The 26,738-nt window shown below is 74.7% G+C and carries 24 protein-coding genes and 1 pseudogene; 14 read left to right on the top strand and 11 right to left on the bottom strand.

The features are described 5' to 3' along the window. Positions 1-17: 17 nt before the first annotated feature. The 3 genes from IH44_RS0100200 to IH44_RS0100190 form a co-directional block, all read right to left on the bottom strand. Positions 18-1,721, bottom strand: coding sequence for a phospho-sugar mutase (locus tag IH44_RS0100200; RefSeq protein ID WP_030457276.1), 1,704 nt, complete (start codon positions 1,719-1,721; stop codon positions 18-20). A 669-nt stretch (positions 1,722-2,390) separates the two neighbouring features. Beyond that, complete coding sequence (locus IH44_RS0100195; RefSeq protein ID WP_030457275.1) at positions 2,391-3,221, bottom strand: purine-nucleoside phosphorylase; 831 nt, start codon at positions 3,219-3,221, stop codon at positions 2,391-2,393. 190 nt (positions 3,222-3,411) lie between these two features. Next, positions 3,412-3,849: a gamma-glutamylcyclotransferase gene (locus tag IH44_RS0100190; RefSeq protein ID WP_030457274.1), complete on the bottom strand. Its 438-nt coding sequence runs from the start codon at positions 3,847-3,849 to the stop codon at positions 3,412-3,414. A 133-nt stretch (positions 3,850-3,982) separates the two neighbouring features. Here IH44_RS0100190 and IH44_RS45090 point away from each other — a divergent pair, with 133 nt between their 5' ends. From IH44_RS45090 to IH44_RS0100170, 4 genes are all read left to right on the top strand, one after another. After that, entirely contained in the window at positions 3,983-4,576 is a 594-nt protein-coding gene (locus tag IH44_RS45090) for a hypothetical protein (protein ID WP_157852042.1), read from the top strand. Between the two features lie 55 nt (positions 4,577-4,631). Continuing rightward, positions 4,632-6,086 carry an NAD(P)H-quinone dehydrogenase gene (locus IH44_RS0100180; protein ID WP_030457272.1) on the top strand — a complete coding sequence of 485 codons (1,455 nt, stop codon included), beginning with the start codon at positions 4,632-4,634 and terminating at the stop codon, positions 6,084-6,086. A gap of 224 nt (positions 6,087-6,310) precedes the next feature. Beyond that, complete coding sequence (locus IH44_RS0100175) at positions 6,311-7,213, top strand: DeoR/GlpR family DNA-binding transcription regulator (protein ID WP_051816414.1); 903 nt, start codon at positions 6,311-6,313, stop codon at positions 7,211-7,213. Positions 7,214-7,319: 106 nt separating this feature from the next. Then, positions 7,320-8,699: a condensation domain-containing protein gene (locus IH44_RS0100170; RefSeq protein ID WP_030457270.1), complete on the top strand. Its 1,380-nt coding sequence runs from the start codon at positions 7,320-7,322 to the stop codon at positions 8,697-8,699. 61 nt (positions 8,700-8,760) lie between these two features. Here IH44_RS0100170 and IH44_RS0100165 read toward each other — a convergent pair whose 3' ends face one another. Both IH44_RS0100165 and IH44_RS0100160 read right to left on the bottom strand, forming a co-directional pair. Then, entirely contained in the window at positions 8,761-10,536 is a 1,776-nt protein-coding gene (locus IH44_RS0100165; protein ID WP_030457269.1) for a biotin carboxylase N-terminal domain-containing protein, read from the bottom strand. A gap of 219 nt (positions 10,537-10,755) precedes the next feature. Then, positions 10,756-11,508 (bottom strand): hypothetical protein, encoded by a 753-nt coding sequence (locus IH44_RS0100160; RefSeq protein WP_030457268.1) that lies wholly within the window; start codon positions 11,506-11,508, stop codon positions 10,756-10,758. Positions 11,509-11,756: 248 nt separating this feature from the next. On the opposite strand from IH44_RS0100160, the gene IH44_RS0100155 reads away from it, so the two are divergent. After that, positions 11,757-12,500, top strand: coding sequence for an alpha/beta hydrolase (locus tag IH44_RS0100155; protein ID WP_030457267.1), 744 nt, complete (start codon positions 11,757-11,759; stop codon positions 12,498-12,500). Between the two features lie 7 nt (positions 12,501-12,507). Here the strand turns inward: IH44_RS0100155 and IH44_RS0100150 are convergent, their stop codons facing one another. From IH44_RS0100150 to IH44_RS0100135, 4 genes are all read right to left on the bottom strand, one after another. After that, the gene (locus IH44_RS0100150; protein ID WP_030457266.1) at positions 12,508-13,119 is read right to left on the bottom strand and encodes a nucleoside triphosphate pyrophosphatase; all 612 of its coding nucleotides are present in this window, start codon (positions 13,117-13,119) and stop codon (positions 12,508-12,510) included. 20 nt (positions 13,120-13,139) lie between these two features. Continuing rightward, a complete protein-coding gene (gene mmpB / locus IH44_RS49020) occupies positions 13,140-13,265 on the bottom strand; it encodes a morphogenic membrane protein MmpB (RefSeq protein ID WP_255358028.1) in 126 nt (41 codons plus the stop codon). Positions 13,266-13,339: 74 nt separating this feature from the next. Then, positions 13,340-13,537, bottom strand: coding sequence for an acyl-CoA carboxylase subunit epsilon (locus tag IH44_RS0100140; RefSeq protein WP_030457265.1), 198 nt, complete (start codon positions 13,535-13,537; stop codon positions 13,340-13,342). 22 nt (positions 13,538-13,559) lie between these two features. Continuing rightward, positions 13,560-15,149, bottom strand: coding sequence for an acyl-CoA carboxylase subunit beta (locus IH44_RS0100135; RefSeq protein WP_030457264.1), 1,590 nt, complete (start codon positions 15,147-15,149; stop codon positions 13,560-13,562). Between the two features lie 200 nt (positions 15,150-15,349). Between IH44_RS0100135 and IH44_RS0100130 the strand changes: the two genes are divergently transcribed. The 3 genes and pseudogenes from IH44_RS0100130 to IH44_RS47540 form a co-directional block, all read left to right on the top strand. Beyond that, positions 15,350-16,246, top strand: coding sequence for a biotin--[acetyl-CoA-carboxylase] ligase (locus IH44_RS0100130; protein ID WP_369794868.1), 897 nt, complete (start codon positions 15,350-15,352; stop codon positions 16,244-16,246). A 197-nt stretch (positions 16,247-16,443) separates the two neighbouring features. Then, positions 16,444-17,511 carry an adenylate/guanylate cyclase domain-containing protein gene (locus IH44_RS0100125; RefSeq protein WP_035953436.1) on the top strand — a complete coding sequence of 356 codons (1,068 nt, stop codon included), beginning with the start codon at positions 16,444-16,446 and terminating at the stop codon, positions 17,509-17,511. 168 nt (positions 17,512-17,679) lie between these two features. Further along, positions 17,680-18,822, top strand: a pseudogene (locus IH44_RS47540) (diguanylate cyclase domain-containing protein); the annotation flags it as partial. Positions 18,823-19,387: 565 nt separating this feature from the next. Here IH44_RS47540 and IH44_RS0100115 read toward each other — a convergent pair. Beyond that, the gene (locus IH44_RS0100115; protein WP_030457260.1) at positions 19,388-19,978 is read right to left on the bottom strand and encodes a TetR/AcrR family transcriptional regulator; all 591 of its coding nucleotides are present in this window, start codon (positions 19,976-19,978) and stop codon (positions 19,388-19,390) included. A gap of 96 nt (positions 19,979-20,074) precedes the next feature. Here IH44_RS0100115 and IH44_RS0100110 point away from each other — a divergent pair, with 96 nt between their 5' ends. Further along, a complete protein-coding gene (locus IH44_RS0100110) occupies positions 20,075-20,521 on the top strand; it encodes a DUF1772 domain-containing protein (RefSeq protein ID WP_030457259.1) in 447 nt (148 codons plus the stop codon). Positions 20,522-20,582: 61 nt separating this feature from the next. Here IH44_RS0100110 and fdhD read toward each other — a convergent pair whose 3' ends face one another. Beyond that, positions 20,583-21,398 carry a formate dehydrogenase accessory sulfurtransferase FdhD gene (fdhD, locus tag IH44_RS0100105; protein ID WP_030457258.1) on the bottom strand — a complete coding sequence of 272 codons (816 nt, stop codon included), beginning with the start codon at positions 21,396-21,398 and terminating at the stop codon, positions 20,583-20,585. A gap of 107 nt (positions 21,399-21,505) precedes the next feature. On the opposite strand from fdhD, the gene hutH reads away from it, so the two are divergent. The 5 genes from hutH (at position 21,506) to hutU (ending at position 26,734) form a co-directional block, all read left to right on the top strand. Continuing rightward, positions 21,506-23,068 carry a histidine ammonia-lyase gene (hutH, locus tag IH44_RS0100100; protein WP_030457257.1) on the top strand — a complete coding sequence of 521 codons (1,563 nt, stop codon included), beginning with the start codon at positions 21,506-21,508 and terminating at the stop codon, positions 23,066-23,068. Positions 23,069-23,244: 176 nt separating this feature from the next. Then, positions 23,245-24,117: a MurR/RpiR family transcriptional regulator gene (locus IH44_RS0100095; RefSeq protein ID WP_030457256.1), complete on the top strand. Its 873-nt coding sequence runs from the start codon at positions 23,245-23,247 to the stop codon at positions 24,115-24,117. A gap of 103 nt (positions 24,118-24,220) precedes the next feature. Then, entirely contained in the window at positions 24,221-24,562 is a 342-nt protein-coding gene (locus IH44_RS40400) for a hypothetical protein (RefSeq protein WP_035953434.1), read from the top strand. A gap of 76 nt (positions 24,563-24,638) precedes the next feature. Continuing rightward, positions 24,639-24,953, top strand: coding sequence for an SHOCT domain-containing protein (locus IH44_RS0100085; protein ID WP_157852040.1), 315 nt, complete (start codon positions 24,639-24,641; stop codon positions 24,951-24,953). 95 nt (positions 24,954-25,048) lie between these two features. Then, entirely contained in the window at positions 25,049-26,734 is a 1,686-nt protein-coding gene (gene hutU, locus IH44_RS0100080; RefSeq protein ID WP_030457254.1) for a urocanate hydratase, read from the top strand. The last annotated feature ends 4 nt before the right edge of the window (positions 26,735-26,738 follow it).

Below are 26,738 nucleotides of genomic sequence, written 5' to 3'. Positions count from 1 at the left end.
CGTCAGATCGGATCGGGTCAGGTCAGGCCGGCGGCGGTGGCGAAGTCCTGCTTGAGGACGTCGAGCAGGTCGCGGGCCTGGGCGCGGACGGCCGGCAGGTCGGCCCGGGAGGCGACCGGGAGGACGGCCTCCAGGTAGCACTTGAGCTTGGGCTCGGTGCCGGAGGGGCGGACGACGACGCGGGCGGAGCTGACGGCCGGGCCGGTGAGGAAGTACCGGAGGCCGTCGGTCGGGGGGAGCTCCGGGGTGCCGGCGGTCAGGTCGTCGGCGCGGGTGACGGTGAGGCCGGCGAGTTCGACCGGGGGCTTGTCGCGGAGGGCGGCCATCGCGTCGGAGATGACGGAGAGGTCGTCGACCCGGACCGAGAGCTGGTCGGTGGCGTGCAGGCCGTGGGCGAGGGCCAGGTCGTCCAGGAGGTCGGTGAGGGTGCGGCCGTCGCGCTTGAGGCCGGCGGCGAGTTCGGCGATCTGGAGGGCGGCGGTGATGCCGTCCTTGTCGCGGACGCCGTCCGGGTCGACGCAGTAGCCGAGGGCCTCCTCGTAGCCGTAGCGGATGACCTCGGTGCGGGAGATCCACTTGAAGCCGGTGAGCGTCTCGGCGTAGCCCAGACCGGCCGCGGCGGCGATCCTGCCGAGCAGGGTGGAGGAGACGATGGTGGTGGCGAAGACGCCGTCGGAGGTCTTGGCGGCCAGGGCCGCGCCGAGCAGGGCGCCGACCTCGTCGCCGCGGAGCATCCGCCAGCCGCCGTCGGCGGCGGGGTCGGGGACGGCGACGGCGCAGCGGTCGGCGTCCGGGTCGTTGGCGATGACCAGGTCGGGGCGGGCTTCGCGGGCGGCGGCGAAGGCGAGGTCCATCGCGCCGGGCTCCTCCGGATTGGGGAACGCGACGGTGGGGAAGTCCGGGTCGGGCTCGGCCTGTTCGGCGACCACGGTCGGCGCCGGGAACCCGGCCGCGGCGAACGCGGCCAGCAGCACGTCGCGGCCGACGCCGTGCAGCGGGGTGTAGACGGTGGCCAGGTCGCGCGGGCCGGCCGGGTCGAGGACGGCGGCGGCGCGGGCCAGGTAGGCGGCGAGGACGTCGTCGCCGAGCACCTCCCAGCCGCTCTCGGCGCGCGGGACGTCGGCCAGCGCGCCCAGCGCGTCGATCTCGGCGGCGATGTCGGCGTCCGCGGGCGGCACGATCTGCGAACCGTCGCCCAGGTACACCTTGTAGCCGTTGTCCTGCGGCGGGTTGTGGCTGGCGGTGACCACCACGCCGGCCGCCGCGCCCAGGTGCCGGATCGCGTACGCCAGCACGGGCGTGGGCAGCGCGCGGGGCAGCAGCGCGGCGCGCAGCCCGGCGCCCACCACCACGGCGGCGGTGTCGAGGGCGAAGTCGTACGACTTGTGGCGGGCGTCGTAGCCGATCACCACCAGGTCGCCGAGCGCCGGGTTCTTCCGCACGTACGCGGCCAGGCCGGCGGCGGCCCGGATCACCACGGCGCGGTTCATCCGCATCGGCCCGGCCCCCAGCTCGCCGCGCAGCCCGGCGGTGCCGAACTGCAGCCGCCCGGCGAAGCGCTCGGCCAGCCGGGACCAGGCGATCCGCTCCTCGGCCTCGGCCTCCGGCCCCTCGGCGGCGGCCAGCAGCGCGGTCAGCTCGGCGCGGGTCTGCGGGTCGGGGTCCTCGGCCAGCCAGGCGCGGGCCCGGTCGAGGAGGTCGGTGGTGGGTGCCTTCGGCATGCGGCCCGCTCCCTGTGTGTGGAGGACGAGAGGACGAAAGGTGTGAGGACGAGGAAGAGGAAGAGAGGTGTGGAGGGTGGGGACGGGAGCGGGGACGGGCGCGTGCGGTGCGGTGCGGTGCGGGCCGGACCGGGTCCCGACGCCCGCCGGAGGAGGGCCCGCCGGGTTCGGCGGGCGGCCCGGCTGCGGCGCCGTAGGCCCGGGTGCGTTGCCCCCGGCCCCGGTGGCTTGGATGCCTTGGGTCCGGCCCCGGCCCCGGGGCCCCGGCGACTCGGCCGCGGTGGGTGCCGTTGCCGTTGCCCCGGGCTCGGTTCCGGCGGCCCGGATGCCTCGGGTCCGGTCCTCCGGCCCCGGCTCCGCGCTGCGTTCGACGACCCGGACCGACGTGCGGAACCGGTTTCGCGGTCCCGAGCGCTCCGGCCCCTGGGCCTCGGCGACTCGGCCGCGGCGCCATAGGCCCGGGTGCCGTTGCCGTTGCCCCGGACCCGGTGGCCTGGATGCCCTCGGGTCCGGCCCTCCGGCCCGCTCGCCCGGCCGCCGTTGCTCCGGCCCCGGCCCCGGCGTGGCGGTCCGGCTCCCGCCCCGCTGCCCCGTGCTGTTGCTCGCCACATCGCCCGATTCTCCGTCAGGCGGGCGGCGCGGGGCGGGAGTCCGGCTCCTGCCGGGGTGTCAGATCCGTTCCAGGACCTTCGCCAGCAGGGCGCCCATCCGCTCGGCGGAGGCCTTGCCGGCTTCCAGGACCTCGGCGTGGTTGAGGGGCTCGCCGGTGATGCCGGCGGCCAGGTTGGTGACCAGCGAGATGCCGAGCACCTCGGCGCCGGCCTCGCGGGCGGCGATGGCCTCCAGGGTGGTGGACATGCCGACGAGTTCGCCGCCGATCACCCGGGCCATGTTGACCTCGGCCGGGGTCTCGTAGTGCGGGCCGCGGAACTGCACGTAGACGGCCTCGTCGAGGGACGGGTCGACCTCGCGGCACAGGGTGCGCAGGCGCTTGGAGTACAGGTCGGTGAGGTCGACGAAGTTGGCGCCGACGATCGGGGAGTCCGCGGTCAGGTTGATGTGGTCGCTGATCAGCACGGGCTGGCCGGGGACCCAGCCCTCGCGCAGGCCGCCGCAGCCGTTGGTGAGCACCACGGTGCGGCAGCCGGCCGCGGCGGCGGTGCGCACGCCGTGGACCACGGTGGCCACGCCGTGGCCCTCGTAGTAGTGGTTGCGGCCGAGGAAGACCAGGGCCCGGCGCTCGCCGCCGCCGGGGATCCGCACCGAGCGGATGGTGCCGGCGTGGCCGGCCACCGCGGGGGCGGGGAAGCCGGGCAGGTCGGTGACCGGGAACTCGGCCAGCGTCTCGCCCAGGGCGTCGGCGGCCGGCACCCAGCCGGAGCCCATCACCAGGGCGACGTCGTGGCGCTCGGCGCCGGTGAGTTCGCGCAGCCGGTCGGCAGCGGCCCGGGCGGCGGCGTAGGGGTCGGCGGAGACGACCGTCTGAGGAGATGCGTTCACACGGTCGAGGATAGGTCAAATCTGCCTACGCGCGTAGACAGCACGCCCAGGCCATGCCGGATCGTTACCCGGATTGCGTGGAACGACAGCATTCCTCCCCGGCCGGAGCGCCCGGCCGGGCGGAAGGCACAGGCCCGGCCGGACCGGTGCGCGGGCCCGGCAGGGCAAGGGCAGGGCAGGCGGCGCGGGCTCAGCAGGGCCGGCGGCGCAGGTCCAGCACGTAGTCGTCGGGGGCGCCGGCGCTCTCCGCCGCGTCCGCGATCAGGCCGAGGTAGCGGGCGGCGGGCAGCCCGCCCTCGTAGTCGTTGAGCACGTACGTCCAGACCGCGACCTCGCCGTCCAGGGTCTGCGCGCGCAGCTTCACCTTGCGGTAGATGCCGAGCTGCACGCCCTCCCAGCGGTCCAGGCCGTCCTCGTCCATCGGGGCCACGTCGTAGAGCGAGACGAAGACCTGCTCCTTCTCGTCCTCCACCACGGTGGCCAGCGAGCCCTCCCAGCCGAGCTGTTCGCCGCCGAAGGTCAGCCGCCAGCCGGGCAGCCAGCCGGTGCCGCGCAGCGGGGAGTGCGGGGCGCGCCGGGACATCTGCCGGGCGTCGAGGTTGGTGGCGTAGGCGGCGTAGAGCGACATGGCGCCAGCCTACGGGAGCGGGGCGGTCCGCCGGGCTGCGCGTCCGGGGCGGGCCTACGGTGGAGGGAGGTCTCATCCCGCGGGCGGACCCGCCGGGTCGGGGGCGGGGTGCGCGCCGGACGGGAGCGTCCTGATGCGACAACTACCGGTAGTGGCGGGTGCACCGGCCGTGGCGGCGGTGCTGCTCGCGGCCGCGGTCGGCTGCGGTTCCAGCGGCGGCTCGGGCGGCGGCGCGGGTGCCAGCCCGCCGGGCCCGGTGACCGTCACCGCGGCGCCCACCCCGACCGTCACCGTCACCCCGACGCCGACCCCGACCGTCACCGTCACGCCGACGCCGACCCCGACGGTCACCGTCACGCCGCAGACGGTCACCGCGACGCCGAACCCGACCGTCACGGTCACCACCGCGAAGGGCGGCGGCAACCCGACGCTCACCAGCGCGATCGCCGTGGTGCAGCAGTACTACGAGGACATCAGCAACCACGACTACGCGGCGGCCTGGGCGCTCGGCGGCAAGAACATCGGCGGCAGCGACTACAACGGCTGGGTGAAGGGCTACGCCACCACCGCCAGCATCTACCTGGGCACCACCAGCACCTTCGGCTCGAACCAGGTGCGGGCGGTGATCTACGCGGTCCAGACCGACGGCAGCACGAAGACCTACGAGGGCACCTACACGGTGTCCGGCGGGGTGCTGGTGTCGGCCTCGATCCAGCAGACCGGCTAGCCGGGCGGGCAACAACAACGCCCCCGGCGTGGAATCCGTTCCGGCATGCGGGACAATGGGGCACGTGACTCGGATCGTGATCATCGGTGGCGGACCAGGCGGATACGAGGCGGCCCTCGTGGCCGCCCAGCTCGGCGCGGAGGTGACCGTCGTCGACCGCGACGGTCTGGGCGGATCGGCGGTGCTGACGGACTGCGTGCCGTCCAAGACGCTGATCGCCACCGCCGAGGTGATGACCAGCTTCGACAGCTCCTACGAGGAGCTGGGCATCCTGGTCGCGGACGGCACGCCGGACCCGGCCGACCCGGCCCGGGTGGTCGGCGTCGACCTCGGCAAGGTCAACCGGCGCGTGAAGCGCCTGGCGATCGCCCAGTCCCACGACATCACCCAGGCCGTCACCCGGGCCGGGGTCACCGTGCTGCGCGGCCGCGGCCGGCTCGGCACCGGCGGCCAGGCGATCGACGGCTCCCGCGAGGTGCTGGTCGAACTCGCCGACGGCGCCGTCGAGTCGGTGCGCGCCGACGCGGTGCTGATCGCCACCGGCGTCCGCCCGCGCCAGCTGCCCGACGCGCAGCCGGACGGCGAGCGGATCCTGGCCTGGACACAGGTGTACGACCTGGAGGAGCTGCCGCGCGAGCTGATCGTGGTCGGCTCCGGCGTCACCGGCGCCGAGTTCGCCGGCGCCTACCAGGCGCTCGGCTCGAACGTCACGCTGGTCTCCTCGCGCGACCGGGTGCTCCCGGGCGAGGACCCGGACGCCGCCGAGGTGCTGGAGGACGTGTTCCGCCGCCGCGGCATGAACGTGATGAGCCGCTCCCGGGCCGAGAGCGCCAAGCGGGTCGGCGACCGGGTCGAGGTGACGCTGGCCGACGGCAAGGTGATCACCGGCACGCACTGCCTGATGGCGGTCGGCTCGCTCCCCAACACCGAGGAGCTGGGCCTGGAGGAGGCCGGCGTCGCGGTCAACGACTGGGGCCAGATCAAGGTGGACCGGGTCTCCCGCACCTCCGCCCCCGGCGTGTACGCGGCCGGCGACTGCACCGGCGTCTTCATGCTGGCCTCGGTGGCCGCCATGCAGGGCCGGATCGCCATGTACCACGCGCTCGGCGACGCGGTGCAGCCGCTGAACCTGAAGACCGTGGCGTCCAACGTGTTCACCGACCCGGAGATCGCCACCGTCGGCTACACCCACGCCGACGTGTCCTGCGGGAAGATGGACGCCGTCGAGGTCAAGCTCCCGCTGCGCGGCAACCCGCGGGCCAAGATGCAGGGCATCCGGGACGGCTTCGTGAAGCTGTTCGCCCGCCCCGGCACCGGCATCGTGGTCGGCGGCGTGGTGGTCGCCCCGCGCGCCTCCGAGCTGATCCACTCGATCTCGCTGGCCGTCGACAACAACCTGACGGTGGAGCAGGTCGCCAGCGCCTTCACGGTGTACCCGTCGCTGTCCGGCTCGACCGCCGAGGCGGCCCGCCAGCTGCACATCCGCAAGCGCGAGGGCGCGGGCTCCTAGCGGGGCGCGCGGGCCCCGGACCCCCGGGGCGCGCGGGACGTACGGGAACGAGCCGGGCGCACGCTGCCCGGCTCACCCGCCCGGTGGAGCGCGCATTGTACGGTCGTGCGCCGTCCCGAGGTGAGCAAATCCCGTTACCAGGTGCAAACGCCTGAAAGCAGACGGTCACTCGGGTTACCGTCGGTCCTGTGTTTGCAGCAGAACGTCGCCAGTTGATCCTCGAGATGGTGCGCGCCAACGGAGCCGTGTCGCTCCGTGAGCTGGCCCGCGTCGTCCAGACCTCCGAAGTCACCGTCCGCCGGGACGTCCGGGCGCTGGAGTCCGAAGGGCTGCTCGACCGCCGCCACGGCGGCGCGGTGCTGCCCGGCGGGTTCAGCCGTGATCCGGGCTACCCGCAGAAGACCCACCTCGCCACCGCCGAGAAGAGCGCCATCGCCGACCTCGCCGCGGACCTGGTCGAGGAGGGTGACGCCATCGTGGTCGGCGCCGGGACGACCACCCAGGAGCTGGCCCGCCGGCTGGCCCGGGTGCCCGGGCTGACCGTGGTCACCAACTCGCTGCTGGTCGCCCAGGCGCTGGCGCACGCCAACCGGGTCGAGGTGGTGATGACCGGCGGCACCCTGCGCGGCTCCAACTACGCCCTGGTGGGCAGCGGCGCCGAGCAGTCGCTGGCCGGGCTGCGGGTCACCAAGGCGTTCATCTCCGGCAGCGGACTGACCGCCGAACGCGGCCTGTCCACCGCCAACATGCTCTCCGCCTCGGTCGACCGGGCCCTGGTGCAGGCCGCCAACGAGGTGATCGTGCTGGCCGACCACACCAAGCTCGGCGCCGACAGCATGTTCCAGACCGTCGCCACCGAGGCGATCACCCGGCTGGTCACCGACGAGCGCACCCTGCTGGAGGACCTCACCTCCCGCGAGCAGCACGCCCTCGCCGACTGCGGGGTGCAGGTCTCGGTGGCCTCGCTCGGCCTGGCCACCGAGAGCGCCGCCCACCAGCAGGCCGCCCGCCGCCCCGGCCCGCCGCAGCCCGGCCTGGCCCCCGGCGCCCCGCTGCCCGGCCAGCGCCGCCCCGCCCCGCACGGCGCCCTGCCGCCCGCCGCCCGGCTCGCCGAACGGATCCGCTGACCGCGCGGGCGGCCGACCCGCCCGGCGGCGCCGCACTGACCGGTTCCGGCCCGCCCGCGGCCGACCCCTGGCCGCCCCGGCCGAGCCGCTTGTAGCGTCTGCCCCCATGGACGCAGCGAGCGAAACACTCGACCGCACAACCGAATTGACGGTGCGTCGGGCCCGCGGCGGCCGCGGCCCCGCGACCTGGGGCCAGCGCGCCATCCACACCGCCCTGGTCCGGCTCGGCGCCGAGTCGCCCCGCTACAACCTGCGGCTGGCCGCCCCCGTCGACCCCGGCGCGGAGCCCGGCACCGTGCTCCGCGCCTGCACCGAACTGCTCCACCTGCACGACGCGCTGCGCACCCGGCTGGTCGAGCAGGACGGCGCACTGCACCAGCTGGTCGACGCCGACGGCACCCTCCCGGTGGCGCTGCTGCACCGGGACACCCCCGAGCGGGCCGCCGCCGCGGCCGCCGAACTGCTCGACCGGTACGCCCGGGAGCCCTTCGACCCGGCCCGCGAGTGGCCGGTGCGGCTCGGCCTGGTACTGGTCGACGGCCTGGTCCGGCAGACCGTCCTGGTGCTCTCGCACACCGCCGCCGACGGCTGGGGGATGCGCCGCGCCGTCCGCGACCTGATGCTGCTGGCCGCCGGGCGCAGCGCCCGGGACCTGCGCGCCGAACGGGAGTTCGCCCAGCCGCTGGACGAGGCCGCCGAGCAGGCCGGCCCGCGCGGCCGCCGCCGGGACGCCGCCGCCCGCCGGCACTGGCGGGAGAAGCTGGCCGCCGGCCCGCGGGCCCTGCTGCCCCGCCCGGCCGCCGCGCCCGACCCGGCGCGGACCTTCCCGTACGCGGTGCTGCGCTCCCCGGCGCTGGCCGACGCCCTCCCCGCGGCCGCCGCCCGGCTGCGCACCGGCGACGCCACGGTGCTGCTGGCCGCCGCCGCCACCGCACTGGGCCGGCTCGGCGGGCAGCGCGAGTTCCTCTGCCAGGTGGTGGTCGGCAACCGGTTCACCGAGCGGTCCGCCGAGGCCGTCACCACGCTCGCCCAGGAGGGCCTGTTCCACCTCCCGGAGCTCGCCGACGACTTCGCCGAGACCGTCCGCCGCGCCCACGGCCCGGCGCTCACCGCCTACCGGCACGCCGGCTACGACAAGCCGCGGCTGGACGCCGAACTGGCCGGGCTGCGGGCCGCGGGCGTCGAACCGGCCGACCACTCGGTGGTCTGGAACGACACCCGGGACCCGCTGGCCGCGCTGATGGCCGACGCGCCGGGGCCGGGCGGCGCGGGGGAGCGGGAGCTGAGCTTCCCGGACGAGTTCCCGGCCCGCCCCGGGGTGTCGGTCGCGGTGGACGTGGTCGCGGTGCCCGGCGCGGTCGAGCTGCGGATGGTGGCGGACGGCGCGCTGCTGGACCGGGCGCAGATGGCCGGGTTCCTGTGCGGCGTCGAGGAGTTGGTGCTGGGCGCGGCGGGCGCGGCCGACCCGGTCGGCGCGGCCGGGTAGGCCGAAGGGCGGCGGGGTCCGGAGACTCCCGCCGCCCTTCCGGGGCGTGCGCGTCCTACCCTCAGACGTCCTTGATCTCGCAGAGCGCGGCGCCGCTGGAGACGGAGGCGCCGACCTCGGCCTTGAGGCCGACCACGGTGCCCGCCTTGTGGGCGTTCAGCGGCTGCTCCATCTTCATCGCCTCCAGGACCACGATCAGCTCGCCCTCGGCGACCACCTGGCCCTCCTCGACGGCGACCTTCACGATGGTGCCCTGCATCGGCGAGGCCAGGGTGTCGCCGGAGACCGCCGAGGCGGCCTTCTTCGCGCCCACCCGGCGCTTGGCCTTCGCCGAGCCCGCGGCGGCCGCCGGGGCCGAGGCGACGCCGAGCGAGGACGGCAGCGAGACCTCGATCCGCTTGCCGCCGACCTCGACCACCACGGTCTCGCGGCCCTCGGGCTCCTCGCCGTCGCCGCCCGCGCCGGTGAACGCCGGGATGGTGTTCTCGAACTCGGTCTCGATCCACCGGGTGTAGACCGTGAACGGCTCGGTGGAGCCGGTCAGTTCGGGGGCGAACGCGGGGTCGGTGACCACGGCCTGGTGGAACGGGATGGCGGTGGCCATGCCCTCGACCTTGAACTCCTCCAGGGCGCGCTTGGCGCGCTGCAGGGCCTGCTTGCGGTCGGCGCCGGTGACGATCAGCTTGGCCAGCAGGGAGTCCCAGGCCGGGCCGATCACCGAGCCGGACTCCACACCGGCGTCCAGCCGGACGCCCGGGCCGGACGGCGGGGCGAACAGCGTGACGGTGCCGGGCGCGGGCAGGAAGTTGCGGCCCGGGTCCTCGCCGTTGATCCGGAACTCGAAGGAGTGGCCGCGGATCTCGGGGTCGTCGTAGCCGAGCTCCTCGCCGTCCGCGATCCGGAACATCTCGCGGACCAGGTCGAGGCCGGCGACCTCCTCGGAGACAGGGTGCTCGACCTGCAGGCGGGTGTTGACCTCCAGGAAGGAGATCAGGCCGTCCTGGGAGACCAGGAACTCGCAGGTGCCGGCGCCGACGTAGCCCGCCTCGCGCAGGATCGCCTTGGACGCCCGGTACAGCTCGGCGTTCTGCTCGTCGGTCAGGAACGGCGCGGGCGCCTCCTCGACCAGCTTCTGGTGCCGGCGCTGCAGCGAGCAGTCGCGGGTGGAGACGACCACCACGTTGCCGTGCTGGTCGGCCAGGCACTGGGTCTCCACGTGCCGCGGCTTGTCGAGGTACTGCTCGACGAAGCACTCGCCGCGGCCGAACGCGGCGACCGCCTCGCGGACCGCCGACTCGTACAGCTCGGGGATCTCCTCCAGGGTGCGGGCGACCTTCAGGCCGCGGCCGCCGCCGCCGAACGCCGCCTTGATGGCGACCGGCAGGCCGTGCTCGGCGGCGAACGCGACGACCTCGTCGGCGCCGGAGACCGGGTCGGCGGTGCCGGCCACCAGCGGGGCGCCGGCGCGCTGGGCGACGTGCCGGGCGGTGACCTTGTCGCCCAGGTCGCGGATGGCCTGCGGCGGCGGGCCGATCCAGGTCAGGCCGGCGTCGAGCACGGCCTGCGCGAACTCGGCGTTCTCGGAGAGGAAACCGTAGCCGGGGTGGACCGCGTCCGCTCCCGAGTCGGCGGCGGCCTTGAGCACCTTGGCGATGTCCAGGTAGCTGGTGGCGGGGGTGTCGCCGCCCAGCGCGTACGCCTCGTCGGCGGCCCGCACGTGCAGCGCGTCCCGGTCAGGCTCCGCGTACACGGCGACGCTGGCGATACCCGCGTCCCGGCAGGCCCGGGCGACGCGGACGGCGATTTCTCCGCGGTTGGCGATGAGCACCTTGCGCACTGTGGCTCCCTTCTCGAACCTCGTCGAGTCTATGGATTGGAGGGCGCTACCGGCGAGTAGTCCCTGGTGGTGAGCGTGCTCACACGCTCGGTTGCCGTACTCCCGTGCCAGTGGCGGCCGTTGGCGGCGCGTCGCAGGCAGTGGGCCCTGGGCGATCGTGCACCGGAGCGCTGGAGCGCCGGTCGGGGGTGGGGTGGCCTTCGCCACACCGGGGTCGGTTCAGACCGCCGCCGGTTCCGGACGGCTGACCGCCGCGTCCGTCACGTCGGCCTCGAACTCGACCACGTCCGGCCCGTACGCGCGGGCGTTCACCACCCGGAGCACCACCGCGAACGCGCCGTCCCGGCCGTGCTTGCGGGCCAGCTCCCGGTGGTGGGCGACCAGGTAGCGGGCGGCCGCGTGGTTGGAGACCGCGGTCTGCCCGGCGATCAGGAACACCGGCCGGCTGCCCTCGCGCAGGTGCACCCGGGCCAGCAGCACGTGGGCCCGCTGGCCGGGCTCCTCCCGGGAGGTCAGGAACCGGAACTCCCGGGTGCCGACCAGCAGGGTGTGCACCGGGTGCCCGGCCTCCGCGGGCGGGTCGACGAACGCCACCCCCGGCAGCCAGGACTCCAGGTGGGCCGCCGTCCGCCGGTTGCCGACCGGGCCGCCCACGCAGAACTCGGTCTTGTCGCCCAGCCCCTGCCGGACCTCGTCGTGCCCGGTCAGCGTCGCCCGCGCGCCGCACTCGCGCACCAGCGCGGACAGCTCCATCAGCGCGTACACGTCGTCGCGGGCCACGCTCTTGGCGTCCGTGGCCGACGCCTGGCGGTTGACCACCAGCAGCGCCTCGCCGCCGGCCGGCAGCCCGAAGAACGCCCGCTCCCGTTCCAGCCGGCGCCGCCGGCGCAGCGACTGGGCCAGCCAGCCCAGCCCGGCGCTGATCGCCGAAGCGACCAGTCCCAGAACGACGTTGAGCACTCCATCGGTCATCTTCGGCTCCTCGTCGCCCCTTTCCGGTCCGGCTGCGTCAGCCTAACGGCGCCCGGCTGGAGAGGGGGTGGAACTCTGCAACAGATGTGCGGGCCCGGTTCTGTCCGATTCCGCAACCGGGAAACCGGAGCGGGATGATCCGGTTCCGGGCCGGCCATAACGGAATGGTTCAGACCATTGACCCCGATCGGGCCGCTCCCTACCGTCACAGCCACCACGCACCGTCCGCACGATTCACGGGGGAAAACGTGAAGCGTTCCGCACTGCCCGTCGCGCTGGCCGCGACCGCCCTGCTGCTCACCGCCTGCTCCGGCGGCGGAGGTACGAAGGCCGACCCGGCGCCCAGCGCCAACACCTACGGCTGCGTCACCCAGGAGCAGGCCGCCAAGGGCTCCTTCACCCTCGACGGCGGCACCGCCGCCGGGAACTACCTGGACGCCTACTACCGGGACTCCGACGCCGGACACGCCAAGGTCGGCGTGGTCTTCTCGCACCAGGCCGACGGCTCGCTCTGCGAATGGGCGCCCGTCCTCGACCAGTTCACCAAGGCCGGCTACGCGGTGCTCGCCTTCACCTGCTCCGGCGACGTCACCGAGGGCATCAAGGCCGCCGAACGCTACTACCAGGGCAAGGGCGTCGGCGCGGTCGCCCTGGTCGGCGCCTCCAAGGGCGCCGCCGCCTCACTGGTCGCCGCCAAGCTCGACAACCCGCTGCCGGTCAGGGCCGTGGTCTCGCTCAGCTCGCCCGAGTCGTACCCGCTGTTCAACGCCGCCCTGGCGGTCACCGTGGTGAAGACCCCCACCTACTTCGCCGCCGAACAGCTCGACTCCCCGTTCGCCGCCAACGCCAAGGCCCTGTACGACGCCTCCGTCGCCGAGGACAAGCAGCTCAAGGTCTACCCCGGCGGCAACCACGGCGCCCCGCTGCTCCGGGACGGCGCGCTGCCCGACGTGCTCGGCTACCTGGCCAAGCACGCCCCCGCGACGGGCTGACGGGGCCTCAGGCCCACAGGTCGGTGATGCGCACGTCCAGCTCGGCGAGCAGGGTGCGCAGCAGCGGCAGCGACAGGCCGATCACGTTGCCGGGGTCGCCGTCGATCCCCTCCACGAACGGTGCCGAACGGCCGTCCAGGGTGAACGCCCCGGCCACGTGCAGCGGTTCGCCGGAGGCGACGTACGCGGCGACCTCGGCGTCGTCCGGCGTCCCGAACCGGACGGTGGTCGAGGCGGTCGCGGCCGCCCGCCGCCCGGTCGCGGTGTCGATCACGCAGTGGCCGGTGCGCAGCACGCCCGCCCGGCCGCGCATCGAGCGCCAGCGCTCCAGCGCCTCCGCGGCGTCGGCCGGCTTGCCCAGCGCGACGCCGTCCAGCTCCAGCACCGAGTCGCACCCGACCACCAGCGGCGGCTCGCCCGGCTCCGCGGCCAGCTCCCCGGCCACCTTCTCGGCCTTCGCCACCGCCAGCACCAGCGCCAGCTCGCCGGGCGTCGGAGCACTCAGCGCGTCCTCGTCCACCCCGCTCACCCGCACCAGCGGCTCCAGGCCGGCCTGCCGCAACAGGCCCAGACGGGCGGGGGAGGCGGACGCGAGAACCAGCGGGCGACGAGCGGTCATGCCCCCAAGCCTAGCCGCGCCTAGAGCAGCACCAGGGCCGCCCCCGCCAGGGCCAGCAGTGCGAGCACCAGCCCCGTCCGCCGCAGCCTCAGCTGCACTTCACGAGCCTCTTGCGACGGCTCGTCGCGGGGGTCTGACCAGAGCACACCCCCACCCTGCAACGGCCTTCCGGCGCGGCGCCTGAGTATCCGTACTCACTCCGCCGCGCCGGGGCGCCGGGTCAGCGCGGCCAGAGGCTGGTGCGCCAGGCGTGCGGGCCCGGGGCGGGCAGCGGGCGGTGGGTGCGGGTGGTCCAGGCGGTGGCCGGGCCGCGCGCGGGGGCGGCGGCCCGCGTGGCGGCCCGGGATTGGACCACCGCCAGGACGGTGGCCAGCTCCTCGGGGGTCGGCTGCCCGTGCAGCACGTGGATGGGCGTCATGGTGCGGAGCTCCCTTCAGGGGTCAGAGCGGGATGTTGCCGTGCTTCTTCGGCGGCAGCGCCTCCCGCTTGCCGCGCAGCGCCCGCAGCCCGCGGACGATGTGCCGCCGGGTCTCGCTGGGCGCGATCACCGCGTCCACGTAGCCGCGCTCGGCGGCCAGGTACGGGTTGAGCAGGGTGTCCTCGTAGGAGGCGAGCAGTTCGGCGCGGCGCTCCTCGCCGACGCCCTCGGCCTCGGCGGCGGCGATCTCCCGCCGGTGCAGGATGTTGACCGCGCCCTGGGCGCCCATCACGGCGATCTGGGCGGTCGGCCAGGCCAGGTTGAGGTCCGCGCCCAGGTGCTTGGAGCCCATCACGTCGTACGCGCCGCCGAACGCCTTGCGGGTGATGACGGTGATCAGCGGCACGGTGGCCTCCGCGTAGGCGAAGATCAGCTTGGCGCCGCGCCGGATGATGCCGTCCCACTCCTGGCCGGTGCCGGGCAGGAAGCCGGGCACGTCGACGAAGGTCAGCACCGGGATGTTGAACGCGTCGCAGGTGCGCACGAAGCGGGCGGCCTTCTCGCTGGCCGCGATGTCCAGGCAGCCGGCCAGGTCCATCGGCTGGTTGCCGACCACGCCCACCGGGTGGCCCTCGACCCGGCCGAAGCCGACCACGATGTTGCCCGCGTACAGCGGCTGGACCTCCAGGAAGTCGCCGTCGTCCAGCACGTGCTCGATCACCCGGCGGATGTCGTACGGCTGGTTCGCCGAGTCCGGGACGATGGCGTCGAGTTCGAGGTCCTCGTCGGTGATCGACAGGTCCGCCTGCTCGGGGTAGGCCGGCGGGTCGGAGAGGTTGTTGGAGGGCAGGTACGAGAGCAGGCTCTTGACGTACTCGATCGCCTCCTTCTCGTCGGCGGCCAGGTAGTGCGCGTTGCCGGACTTGGTGTTGTGGGTCCGGGCGCCGCCCAGCTCCTCCATGTCCACCGTCTCGCCGGTGACGGTCTTGATCACGTCGGGGCCGGTGATGAACATGTGCGAGGTCTGGTCGGCCATCACCACGAAGTCGGTGACGGCGGGGGAGTAGACCGCGCCGCCCGCGCACGGGCCCATGATCAGCGAGATCTGCGGGATCACCCCGGAGGCGTGCACGTTGCGCCGGAAGATCTCGCCGTACAGGCCGAGCGAGACCACGCCCTCCTGGATCCGGGCGCCGCCGGAGTCGTTGATGCCGATCATCGGGCAGCCGGTCTTCAGCGCGAAGTCCATCACCTTGACGATCTTCTCGCCGAACACCTCGCCGAGCGAGCCGCCGAACACCGTGAAGTCCTGGGCGAACACCGCGACCTGGCGGCCGTCCACGGTGCCGTAGCCGGTGACCACGCCGTCGCCGTACGGGCGGTTCTTCTCCTGGCCGAAGTTGGTGGAGCGGTGCCGGGCGAACTCGTCGAACTCCACGAAGGAGTCCTCGTCGAGCAGTTCGAGGATCCGCTCACGGGCCGTCAGCTTGCCCTTGGCGTGCTGCTTCTCGACCGCCGCGGCCGAGCCGGAGTGCACCGCCTCGTCGATCCGCCGGCGCAGGTCGGCGAGCTTCCCGGCGGTGGTGTGCGGGTTCTGCGGTGCCTGGGTCATTCCGGTGGCTCTCCCTGCGTCCTCGGCCGCCGGCCCGGCGCGTGAGGGTTGCGGGCAGGGCGGCGCTGCGGTCTACCGTTGAGTAGCGTAACCAGCGCCGACGCGCGCGTGGTTATGGCCATCGCCACATCGTCCCACTGCCCGTTCTGCGGGACGATGATGCGGCGTGCGGCGTCCGTGCGGCGGCCTAGGCTGGCCCGGTGACCACTCCCGACAGCCCCCGTCCCCGCCGCTCCGGCCTGCGCGGCTTCGGCCACGACGGCCCCTCCCCGTGGACCGACCTGGAGCGCCCCCCGCTGGACGAACGGGCCCTGCGGCTCGACCTGCTGCGCCCCGGGGCCCTGTGGACCTCACTCGATGTGGTGACCGAGACCGGCTCCACCAACGCCGACCTCGCCGCCCGGGCCAAGGACGGCGCGCCCGAGGGCGCGGTGCTGGTCGCCGAGTCGCAGAACGCCGGTCGCGGCCGCCTCGACCGCCGCTGGAACGCCCCGCCGCGCTCCGGGCTGTTCCTGTCGGTGCTGCTGCGCCCGCAGGGCGTGCCGATGGAGCGCTACGGCTGGCTGCCGATCCTGATCGGCACCGCCGTCTCCGCCGCCCTCGACCGGATCGCCGAGGTGCGCACCGGCCTGAAGTGGCCCAACGACCTGCAGGCCGTCGTCGACGGGCAGGAGCGCAAGCTCGGCGGCATCCTCACCGAACTGTCCGGCGGCGCCGTGGTGGCCGGCCTCGGCCTGAACGTCTCGCTGCGCGCCGACGAACTGCCCGTCCCCACCGCGACCTCGCTCGCCCTGGCCGGCGCCGCGACCACCGACCGCTCGACCCTGCTGCGCGCCGTGCTGCGCGAGTTCGCCGAACTGTACGGCGAGTGGACCGCCGCGGCCGGCGACCCGCACGCCAGCGGCCTGCTGCCCGCCTACACCGCCCGCTGCACCACGCTGAACCGCCCGGTGCGGGTCCAGCTCCCCGGGGAGCGCGAACTGCTCGGCGAGGCCGTCGCGGTGGACGGCGACGGCCGCCTGGTGGTGCGCACCCCCGACGGCGCCCGGCACCCCGTCGCCGCCGGGGACGTGGTGCACGTCCGCCCGCAGGACTGACCCCGCGACGGCCGCGCCGGTCTCACCCAGCGGGACCGGCCGACCGGCTGCCGGGCGGATGCCCCGGATTACGCGATTCCGTGCGAACATTCCACCTGGCAGCGGTGTGAGGCTCGCCACTACCCCCGCGGTGGTCGCGTGCCCGCACCTCGAAGACGGCAAGACACAAGTGCGGCAGGCCGCACGGGGACGGACCGGTGACAGACAACGGCGGCGCCACGGAGGGCTCCGGCAACGGCGCGACGGACGACGGGGCCACCGTCGCCACCGACCTGGAGCGGCTGATCCTCGACGCGCCGCGCAAGTACACCCCGTACCAGGCCGCGCGCGCCGCCGAAGTCCCGATGGACCTCGCCACCCGGTTCTGGCGCGCCATGGGCTTCCCCGACATCGGCCAGTCCCGCGCCCTCACCGACAACGACGTGATCGCGCTGCGCCGGCTGGCCGGCCTGATCGAGTCCGGGCTGCTCAGCGAGCCGATGGCGATCCAGGTCGCCCGCTCCACCGGCCAGACCACCGCCCGGCTGGCCGGCTGGCAGATGGACACCTTCCTCGACAACCTCACCCAGCCCGTCGAACCCGGCATGACCCGCTCCGACGTCGCCTACCCGCTGGTCGAACTGCTGCTCCCCGAGCTGGAGCAGTTCCTGGTGTACGTCTGGCGCCGCCAGCTGGCCGCCGTCACCGGCCGGGTGGTCGCCGCCGCCGAGGACCACGAGGTCACCTCCGGGCGGCTCGCCGTCGCCTTCGCCGACCTGGTCGGCTTCACCCGGCTCTCCCGCCGGCTGGAGGAGGAGGAACTCGGCGAACTCGTCGAGGGCTTCGAGAACACCTGCTCCGACCTGATCGCCGGCCAGGGCGGCCGGGTGGTCAAGACCCTCGGCGACGAGATCCTGTTCGTCTCCGAGGACCCGGCCACCGTCGCCGAGATCGCCCTCTCCCTGGTCGAGACGCTCGCCAAGGAGGACAACATGCCCGCCCTGCGGGTCGGCATGGCCTTCGGCACCGTCACCTCCCGGATGGGCGACGTCTTCGGCACCACCGTCAACCTGGCCTCCCGGCTGACCTCGATCGCCCCCAAGGACGCCGTCCTGGTCGACGGCGAACTCGCCGCCGCGCTCGACCAGCACGGCACCGCGACCCTCCCCGAGAGCGCCCCCGCCCCCGGCCACCGCTTCCACCTCCAGCCGATGTGGCGCCGCCCGGTCCGCGGCCTCGGCCTGGTCGAGCCCTGGCTGCTCACCCGGGTGCCCACCGGCGACTGACTCCCGCCCTTCAGCCGCAAACCGCGCATACCCCCCTAGTCTGGGTAGAAGTGCCCCACGGGTAGGGAGAGGTCAACGGTGAGTGAGGCGACCATGGACGAGCGGGCCTCGTTCGAGGCGGCGGCGCCCGACCTGCGGCTGCAGGCCGTGGTGGAACTCGCCCAGGACATGGCGGGCGCGCTGACCCCGCTGGAGGCGGTCCGGGCCGCCGCCGCCCGGGCCGTCTCCGCGCTCGGCGCCACGATGGCCGCCGTCTCGGTCTGGGACCGCGAGTCCGGGCGGCTGCGGGTGCTCGTCAACCACGGCGAACTCTCGCCCGGCGAACAGGAGTTGCCCGAGGACGAGTCGTACCCGGTGGCCGACTTCCCGGAGATCGTCACCTACCTGGAGGAGCACTGGACCACCGGCCGGCTGCCCCGCGCCTGGGTCCAGACCGCCGAGGACAGCGGCCCGCACACCGGCCACGACCACCCCGGCTCCGGCGCGTTCTGCCGCCAGCGGGCCGCCGGGCTGCGCCGGCGCGGCCGCGGCTGCTGCCTGGTCGCGCCGATCGTCCTGCACGGCCAGGCCTGGGGCGAGCTCTACCTGGCCCGCGGCATCGGCATGCCGGTCTTCACCGGCGCCGACGCCGAGTACGCCACCCTGCTGGCCGCCCAGGTCTCGGCCGGCCTGGCCCAGACCGAGCGGGTCGCCGACCTGCGCCGCCTCGCCTTCACCGACGCGCTCACCGGCCTGGCCAACCGCCGGGCCGTCGACGCCCGGCTCGACGAGGCGCTCAAGGCCCACACCCGGGACGGCGCGGTGGTCTCGCTGGTGGTCTGCGACGTCAACGGGCTCAAGCGGGTCAACGACCAGCTCGGCCACGAGATGGGCGACCGGCTGCTCGAACGCTTCGCCCACCAGCTCTCGCTGTCCGCCGCCAAGCTCCCCGGCAGCCTGGCCGCCCGGCTCGGCGGCGACGAGTTCTGCCTGCTCGCGGAGGGCCAGTCGGCCGACGAGGTGGTCGCCGTCGCCGAGGAACTCTGCGTCCGCGCCCTGGAGTTGACCGACGGCGAGGGCGTCGCCTGCGGCATCGCCTCCACCGGCGACTCGATCGGCCCGGTCACCACCCCCGACCGGCTGTTCCGGCTCGCCGACGCCGCCCAGTACCGGGCCAAGGCCGGCCGGGCCGCGCACCCCGTGGTGGCCGGCCGCAGCCACGGCCCCGCCTACGCCCCCGACCCGACGGTGCAGCTCGCCGACGCCGCCGACCCGCAGCAGCGCCGGGCCCCCGGCGGGCGGCCGGGCGGCGACCGGCGGCGCTTCCGCGGCGCCGCGCACAGCGCCGACCCCGGGCAGCTGCTCGCCGCCGTCCTCGGCGCCCTCGACCAGGCCGGCCCGACCCACCCCGCCGACACCCTCGGACGGCTCGCCCTGGTCGCCGAGGCCGCCTCCCGGCTGCTGAACGCCGTCGGCTGGTGGATCTCCTACGTGCCGCCCGGCTCCCCGCTGATGCGCACCGCCCGGCACGCGGTCTACCGGATGACCGGCGGTCCGGCCTCCGCCCGGGCCCAGACCCAGCGGGCCCAGATCGAGGCCCCCGACGCGGTCTTCGACCTGCGCCACTACCCGCTCACCTCGCGGGCCGTCACCGGCGGCTCCTTCACCCTCCGGGCCGGGGCCCCCGGCAACGACGCCGCCGAGGAGGCGGTCATGGTGGTCTCCGGCTACCGGGCGATGGCCGCCGCGGGCGGCACCAACCCGGCCGGCGGCTGGCTGCTCGAACTCTTCGCGGACGAGTCCACCCTGCCGTTCACCCAGACCGCCCCGGCCCTGCGCGCCCTGGTCGCGGTCGCGCTCGCCGGGCCCTGCTCGCCGCCGCCCGCGTAGCCGCGGCTCAGGCGCCCGCGGGGACGACGGCCAGCCGGTCCACCAGCAGCTCCACCCGCTGCTCGGTGAACTCGCTCGGCAGCCGCCCGGTCCGGGTCAGGGTGGCCAGGCCGTGCAGGGCGGCCCAGAAGGTCTCGGTGAACAGCCCCGGGTGGACGCCCTCGCCGGTGACCTCGGCGAGGGGTTCCAGCAGGGCGGCGAAGGCGTCCTTGAGCGGGGCGGGGGTGTCCTCCTGGGCGTAGGGGAGGCCGCCGTCCAGCTGGAAGATCGCGTCGTAGACCGCCGGGTGCCGTTCGGCGAAGTCCAGGTAGGCGCGGGCCAGCGCGGCGACCCGGGCCCGCGGGCCGTCCGCCGCGGCGGTGGCGGCCCGCACCGCCGCGGCCAGTTCGGCGGCGCCCTCCAGGGCGACCGCGCCGATGATCTCGCGCTTGCCGCGGAAGTGGCTGTAGAGGACGGGCTGGCTGTACTCGATGCGCTCGGCGAGCCGGCGGGTGGTGACGGCGTCCCAGCCCTGCTGCTCGGCGAGTTCGCGGGCGGTGGCCACGATGAGGCGTTCGCGCCCGGCCCGTTCGCGTTCCTTGCGTTCCTGTACCGACATGAGTCGATCCTAGCATCGCTAGACAAGAGAGCGGCAGTAGCGCTAGCGTTGCACCATCACCTAGCGCCGCTAGGTCGCAGTCCGGGAGGGAATGCCATGATCAACGCGCTCGAGGTCGTCACCGTCGTCGCCGTCGGCCTGATGGTGGGGGTGGAGCTCGCCGTCGCCTTCGTGGTCAACCGGATCCTCGGCGCGCTGCCCGAGGACAGCTACCAGCTCGGCCGTGCCCACGGCGGCCGGATGCTCGGCGCCCTGATGCCGTTCTGGTACTTCGGCTCGCTCGGCCTCGCCGCGGCCTGGGCCGCCGCCCGCTGGCACCACCCCGGCACCCCGCTGGTGGTCACCGCCGCCGGGCTGCTGGTGGCCAGCGTGCTGATGTCGGTGCTGCTGCTCGTCCCGATCAACAACCGGAGCAAGCACTGGACCCCGGAGAACCGGCCCGCCGACTGGCGCGAGCAGAGCGACCGCTGGGACCGCTACCACTACGCCCGGGTCGCCGTCCTGGTCGCCGCGTTCGCCCTGCTGGTCGCCGCGCTGGTCTGAACGGGCGGCCGGGGCCCGGGTTCGGGGCCCGGGGTCCGGGGCCTGGGCCTGGGCCTGGGGCCTAGCCGATCCGGTCGGGGCGGGTGTAGACGTTCGCGGTGTCCTCGCGCAGGAAGCCGACCAGGGTCAGGCCCAGCTCCTCGGCCAGGTCGGCGGCCAGCGAGGACGGGGCGGAGACCGCGGCCAGCAGCGGCAGGCCGGCCAGCGCGGCCTTCTGGGTCAGCTCGAAGGAGGCCCGGCCGGAGACCAGCAGCAGGTGGCCGGCCAGCGGGAGCCGGCCCTCGCGCAGCGCCCAGCCGACCACCTTGTCCACCGCGTTGTGCCGGCCGACGTCCTCGCGCGCGCACAGCAGCGTCCCGTCCGCGGTGAACAGGCCCGCGGCGTGCAGGCCGCCGGTGCTGTCGAAGGTGCGCTGGGCGGCGCGCAGCCGCTCGGGGAGCAGGTAGAGGGTCTCGGCGGGGACGCTCAGCGGGTCGGTGGAGACGTCCCAGCGCGAGCGGGTCCGGACGGCGTCCACGGTGTCCCGGCCGCACAGGCCGCAGGCGCTGGTGGTCAGCAGGTTGCGGTGGGCCGATAGGGCCGGGCGGGCGCCGCGGACGGTGGCGTCGACCACGTTGTAGGTGTTGGCGCCCCCGGCGTCCGTCCCGGCGCAGTAGCGCAGCGCGGCCAGCTCCTCGGTGGCGCCGACCAGGCCCTCGCCGACCAGGAACCCGGCGACCAGGTCGAAGTCGTGGCCGGGGGTGCGCATGGTGACGGTCAGCGCCTCGCCGCCGATCCGGATCTCCAGTGGCTCCTCGGCGGCCAGGCTGTCGGGCCGCGCCCCCCGTTCCCCGCCGCGCAGCCGTACCACCCGTCGCCGTTCCGTTGCCCGCGCCATGCGTCTCGCACCTCCGCGGGCCAGTCAACCACCGGCGGCTGGCCGGACGGGGTGCGCGACGCTGCTTGTCACATCACCATTCACCTGATGAGATTGTGCATATGGATATGCACAGTGTGGTCGTCCGGGTCGGCAAGGCCGACGTCAGCGCCGAGGACGTCCTCGCCGTCGCCCGCGGCGGGGCCCGGGTGGAGATCGGGCCGGACGCGCTCGCCGAGATGGCCGCCGCGCGGGCCCGGATCGACGCGCTGGCCGCCGAGCCGCGGCCGGTGTACGGCGTGTCGACCGGCTTCGGGGCGCTCGCGGTGCGGCACATCAGCCCCGAACTGCGGGCCCAGCTGCAGCGCTCGCTGGTGCGCTCGCACGCCGCGGGCATGGGGCCGGTGGTGGAGACCGAGGTGGTCCGGGCGCTGGTGTTCCTGCGGATGAAGACCCTGGCCTCCGGCCGCACCGGCGTGCGCCCGCTGGTCGCCGAGACGATGGCCGCCCTGCTGAACGCCCGGATCACCCCCGCGGTGCGCGAGTTCGGCTCGCTGGGCTGCTCCGGCGACCTCGCCCCGCTCTCGCACTGCGCGCTGGTGCTGATGGGCGAGGGCACCGCGTTCGGCCCGGACGGGGTGGAGAAGCCCGCCGCCGAACTGCTCGCCGCCGCCGGGATCGCCCCCGTCGAACTGCTGGAGAAGGAGGGCCTGGCCCTCATCAACGGCACCGACGGCATGCTCGGCATGCTGGTGATGGCGCTCGCCGACCTGCGCCGGCTCTACACCACCGCCGACGTCACCGCCGCGATGAGCCTGGAGGCGCTGCTCGGCACCGACAAGGTGCTCGCCCCCGAACTGCACGCCCCGATCCGCCCGCACCCCGGGCAGGCCGCCGCCGCCGCCAACATGCTGGCCGTGCTGCGCGGCTCCGGACTGACCGGCCACCACCAGGACGACGCGCCGCGGGTCCAGGACGCGTACTCGATCCGCTGCGCCCCGCAGGTCGCCGGCGCCGGCCGGGACACCCTGGCGCACGCCGCGCTGGTCGCCGAACGGGAACTGGCCGCCTCGGTGGACAACCCGGTGGTGCTGCCCGACGGCCGGGTCGAGTCGAACGGCAACTTCCACGGCGCGCCGGTCGGCTACGTGCTGGACTTCCTGGCGATCGCCGCCGCCGACCTGGCCTCGATCTCCGAGCGGCGCACCGACCGGCTGCTGGACAAGGCCCGCTCGCACGGCCTGCCCGCCTTCCTGGCCGACGACCCGGGCGTCGACTCCGGCCTGATGATCGCCCAGTACACCCAGGCCGCGCTGGTCAGCGAGAACAAGCGGCTCGCGGTGCCCGCCTCGGTCGACTCCATCCCGTCCTCGGCGATGCAGGAGGACCACGTCTCGATGGGCTGGTCCGCGGCCCGCAAGCTGCGCCAGGCGGTGGCCAACCTCGGGCGGGTGCTCGCGGTGGAACTCGTCGCCTCCGCACGGGCGTTGGAGATCCGGGAGCAGGCCGCCGAGCAGCCGGGCGCGCTCGCCCCGGCGACCGCCGCCGCGGTCGCCGCCGCCCGCGCGGCCGGCGTCGGCGGACCGGGCCGGGACCGCTTCCTCTCCCCGGACCTGGAGGCCGCCGCCGACCTGGTCGCCTCCGGCGCGCTGCTGGAGGCGGTCGAGCAGGTCACCGGACCGCTGGCCTGACCGGCCGCGGGACGGGCGGGCCGGGCGGTGGGCGGGCGGCGCACCCGCCGGCTCGCGCTCCGGAGCCGCCCGTCCCGCCAGGCGATACGGGATTGCCCACCTGGCGGGACTGCGCCACAGTCGTCCCACCGTCGAAGCCACCGGCGACCGCCCAACCGAGCGTGGAGGTAGCGCACATGACCGCCCTGGACGAGACCGGCACCGCCACCGGGCCCTCCGCCCGGCTGCTCCACCTCTTCGAGGGCCACCGCCTCACGCCCACCCAGCGGCGGATCGCCCACTCGCTGGTCCGGCACGCCGCCGAGGCGCCGTTCCTGTCCAGCGTGGAGGTCGCCGAACTGGCCGGGGTCAGCCAGCCCTCGGTGACCAGGTTCGCGGTCGCGCTCGGCTACGACGGCTACCCGGCGCTGCGCAAGCAGCTGCGCGAGCTCGGCGTCGGCGAGCCGGGCACCCCCGAGAGCCACCACGACGTGGTGCGCAACGAGCACCAGCAGGCCGTGCTGGCCGAGATCGAGCACCTGCGCCACCTCGCCGAACTGCTCGCCGACCCGGCCCCGATCGTCCGGGCCGCCCGGATCCTGGCCGCCTCCCGCCCGCTGCCCGTGCTCGGCCTGCGGGCCGCCTCCGCGCAGGCCCGCGGATTCGCGTACTTCGCGGGCAAGGTGCACCCCGACATCCGGCTGCTCGACGAGGGCGGCTCGATGCTCGCCGACCGGCTGGAGCAGGTCGCCGCCGCCGGGGCCACCGCGCTGCTCTGCTTCGCGCTGCCGCGCTACCCGCGCGAGCTGATGGACGCCCTCGCGGTGGCCCGGGAGTGCGGGCTGACGGTGCTCACCGTCGCCGACTCGGCGTTCGCCCCCGTCGCCAAGCTCTCCGACGTCCTGCTGCCCGCCGCCGTCGGCACCGGCCTGGTCTTCGACACCGCGTGCGCGCCGATGATGCTCGGCCGGGTCCTGCTGCAGACCATGTGCGACGAACTGCCGGACGCCGAAGCCCGGCTGGAGGCGATCGAGCAGTCCGCGACGGCCCGTCAACTCTTCCTGGACTGACACCCGTTGTTCGCCGAATGACACCTTTCCACCGGGTTGGCGACGGGCGGTGAGCGGGCATGCCTCTCGGTAGGGAGAAGACAGCTTGGACGGGGGAAGTCCAATGCCACCGCCGATCCACCAGATGAGACTCACCGGCCGGCTCGGTTCCGGGGCCGACGAATGGTCCTGCCCGCTCTGCGGCCGCCGCATCGCGCTGCGCCGCCTGCCCGACCCCGAACTGATCGTCCTCGACCCGGGCGACGAGGAGGCCGTGCACATCGGCGTCCTGGAGCCCGGCGACCCGGCCTCCGAGGCCGCCGCCGCCCGCTACGGCGTCGGCCCGGTCCAGCACATCCCGCGCCCCCCGGCCCGCCCCGGCCAGCCGACCCCCGAGCCCGACGCGGCCGACCGCCGCTGGCTGGCCGAGATCGGCATCGACTGGGACGGCGACGCGGCGGCCTGAGCCACCGCCCGCGGCGGCGCGGACGGGAGCAGACTGGAGGTGGCGCACCGGACGGGTGCGGTGGCGGGTGAGGGCGATGAGGTACTGGCACCACGGGCCCCGCGGCGGAATGCCGTGGGTGTGGCCCGGGATCGCGTTCCTGCTGTTCGGGCTGCTGCTGGTGGTCCTGCTGGCCGTGCTGTGGCGGGTGGCCGGGCAGCACCGGACGACCGGCGGCCCGGCGCCCCGGTGGGGGAGCGCCCCGCCGCCGGCCCGGCACGCCGAGGCGGAGCGGCTGCTGGGCGAACGGCTGGCCCGGGGCGAGATCGAGGTCGAGGAGTACCGGCGGCGGCTGGCCGCGCTGCGCGGCGAGCCGGGGGAGGAGGGGGCCGCGGGGAAGGGGCCGGACTGATCCGCGGGCGCGGGACTCTGGTCGGGCCGTCGGTGTTTGGATATATTCAGCCTCGTTGATCGTGAATGGAATCCATCCGGCAGAGAGGCTGGCCCATGGCAGAGCAGACGAGCGGCCCGCGCGAGGTCCGCGCGGCCCGGGGCACCGGGCTGAGCACGCAGGGCTGGCAGCAGGAGGCCGCCCTGCGGATGCTGATGAACAACCTGGACCCGGAGGTCGCCGAGCACCCCTCCAAGCTGGTGGTCTACGGCGGCACCGGCAAGGCCGCCCGGGACTGGCGCTCCTTCGACGCGATGGTGCGGACCCTGCAGGGCCTCAAGCAGGACGAGACCATGCTGGTCCAGTCCGGCCGCCCGGTCGGCGTGATGCAGACCCACGAGTGGGCGCCGCGGGTGCTGATCGCCAACTCCAACCTGGTCGGCGACTGGGCGAACTGGGAGGAGTTCCGCCGCCTGGAGTCGCTCGGCCTCACCATGTACGGCCAGATGACCGCCGGTTCCTGGATCTACATCGGCACCCAGGGCATCCTGCAGGGCACCTACGAGACCTTCGCCGCCGTGGCGAACAAGAAGTTCGGCGGCACGCTGGAGGGCACGATCACCCTCACCGCCGGCCTCGGCGGCATGGGCGGCGCCCAGCCGCTGGCCGTCACCATGAACGGCGGCGTGGCGATCTGCATCGACTGCGACCCGTCCCGGATCGCCCGCCGGATCGAGCACCGCTACCTCGACGTCGAGGCCCGCAACCTCGACCACGCCCTGCAGCTGGCCGTCGAGGCCCGCGACAAGCGGCAGCCGCTCTCCATCGGCCTGCTCGGCAACGCCGCCGACCTGCTGCCGCAGCTGCTCGCCACGGACGCCCCGATCGACGTCGTCACCGACCAGACCAGCGCCCACGACCCGCTCGCCTACCTGCCCACCGGCGTCGCCTTCGAGGACATGGCGGCCTACGCGGCCGACAAGCCCGCCGAGTTCACCACCCGGGCCCGCGAGTCGATGGCCCGGCACGTGGAGGCGATGGTCGGCTTCCAGGACCGCGGCGCGGAGGTCTTCGACTACGGCAACTCGATCCGCGGCGAGGCCCAACTCGCCGGGTACGACCGGGCGTTCGCCTTCCCCGGGTTCGTCCCCGCGTACATCCGGCCGCTGTTCTGCGAGGGCAAGGGCCCGTTCCGCTGGGCCGCGCTCTCCGGCGACCCGAAGGACATCCACAAGACCGACAAGGCCGTCCTCGACCTGTTCCCGGAGAACGAGTCGCTGCACCGCTGGATCACCATGGCCCAGGAGAAGGTGCACTTCCAGGGCCTGCCCGCGCGGATCTGCTGGCTCGGCTACGGCGAGCGCGACAAGGCCGGCGAGCGGTTCAACGACATGGTGGCCTCCGGCGAGCTGTCCGCGCCGATCGTGATCGGCCGCGACCACCTGGACTGCGGCTCGGTCGCCTCCCCCTACCGGGAGACCGAGGCGATGCTCGACGGCTCCGACGCGATCGCCGACTGGCCGCTGCTCAACGCCATGGTCAACGTCGCCTCCGGCGCCTCCTGGGTCTCCATCCACCACGGCGGCGGCGTCGGCATCGGCCGCTCGATCCACGCCGGGCAGGTCACCGTCGCCGACGGCACCGCGCTGGCCGGCGAGAAGATCCGCCGGGTCCTCACCAACGACCCCGGCATGGGCGTCATCCGGCACGTCGACGCCGGCTACGACCGGGCGGACGAGGTCGCTGCGGAGCGGGGCGTTCACATCCCCATGAACGAGCGCAGCCCGATGGCGGAGCTGTGAGCTT

It is taken from the genome of Kitasatospora sp. NRRL B-11411 (genome assembly GCF_000721345.1).
GTDB lineage: Bacteria > Actinomycetota > Actinomycetes > Streptomycetales > Streptomycetaceae > Kitasatospora > Kitasatospora cineracea.
The sequence above is the reverse complement of the archived record's forward strand: the minus strand, read 5'-3'. Positions and strand labels throughout refer to the sequence as shown.

Coding starts and splice junctions, on each gene's coding strand:
- IH44_RS0100200 (WP_030457276.1), bottom strand. CDS start 1,721: ATGCCGAAGGCACCCACCACCGACCTCCTCGACCGGGCCCGCGCCTGG.
- IH44_RS0100190 (WP_030457274.1), bottom strand. CDS start 3,849: ATGTCGCTCTACGCCGCCTACGCCACCAACCTCGACGCCCGGCAGATG.
- IH44_RS45090 (WP_157852042.1), top strand. CDS start 3,983: ATGCGACAACTACCGGTAGTGGCGGGTGCACCGGCCGTGGCGGCGGTG.
- IH44_RS0100180 (WP_030457272.1), top strand. CDS start 4,632: ATGGGGCACGTGACTCGGATCGTGATCATCGGTGGCGGACCAGGCGGA.
- IH44_RS0100175 (WP_051816414.1), top strand. CDS start 6,311: ATGGTGCGCGCCAACGGAGCCGTGTCGCTCCGTGAGCTGGCCCGCGTC.
- IH44_RS0100170 (WP_030457270.1), top strand. CDS start 7,320: ATGGACGCAGCGAGCGAAACACTCGACCGCACAACCGAATTGACGGTG.
- IH44_RS0100160 (WP_030457268.1), bottom strand. CDS start 11,508: ATGACCGATGGAGTGCTCAACGTCGTTCTGGGACTGGTCGCTTCGGCG.
- IH44_RS0100150 (WP_030457266.1), bottom strand. CDS start 13,119: ATGACCGCTCGTCGCCCGCTGGTTCTCGCGTCCGCCTCCCCCGCCCGT.
- IH44_RS0100140 (WP_030457265.1), bottom strand. CDS start 13,537: ATGACGCCCATCCACGTGCTGCACGGGCAGCCGACCCCCGAGGAGCTG.
- IH44_RS0100135 (WP_030457264.1), bottom strand. CDS start 15,149: ATGACCCAGGCACCGCAGAACCCGCACACCACCGCCGGGAAGCTCGCC.
- IH44_RS0100115 (WP_030457260.1), bottom strand. CDS start 19,978: ATGTCGGTACAGGAACGCAAGGAACGCGAACGGGCCGGGCGCGAACGC.
- IH44_RS0100110 (WP_030457259.1), top strand. CDS start 20,075: ATGATCAACGCGCTCGAGGTCGTCACCGTCGTCGCCGTCGGCCTGATG.
- fdhD (WP_030457258.1), bottom strand. CDS start 21,398: ATGGCGCGGGCAACGGAACGGCGACGGGTGGTACGGCTGCGCGGCGGG.
- hutH (WP_030457257.1), top strand. CDS start 21,506: ATGCACAGTGTGGTCGTCCGGGTCGGCAAGGCCGACGTCAGCGCCGAG.
- IH44_RS0100095 (WP_030457256.1), top strand. CDS start 23,245: ATGACCGCCCTGGACGAGACCGGCACCGCCACCGGGCCCTCCGCCCGG.
- IH44_RS40400 (WP_035953434.1), top strand. CDS start 24,221: ATGCCACCGCCGATCCACCAGATGAGACTCACCGGCCGGCTCGGTTCC.
- IH44_RS0100085 (WP_157852040.1), top strand. CDS start 24,639: ATGAGGTACTGGCACCACGGGCCCCGCGGCGGAATGCCGTGGGTGTGG.
- hutU (WP_030457254.1), top strand. CDS start 25,049: ATGGCAGAGCAGACGAGCGGCCCGCGCGAGGTCCGCGCGGCCCGGGGC.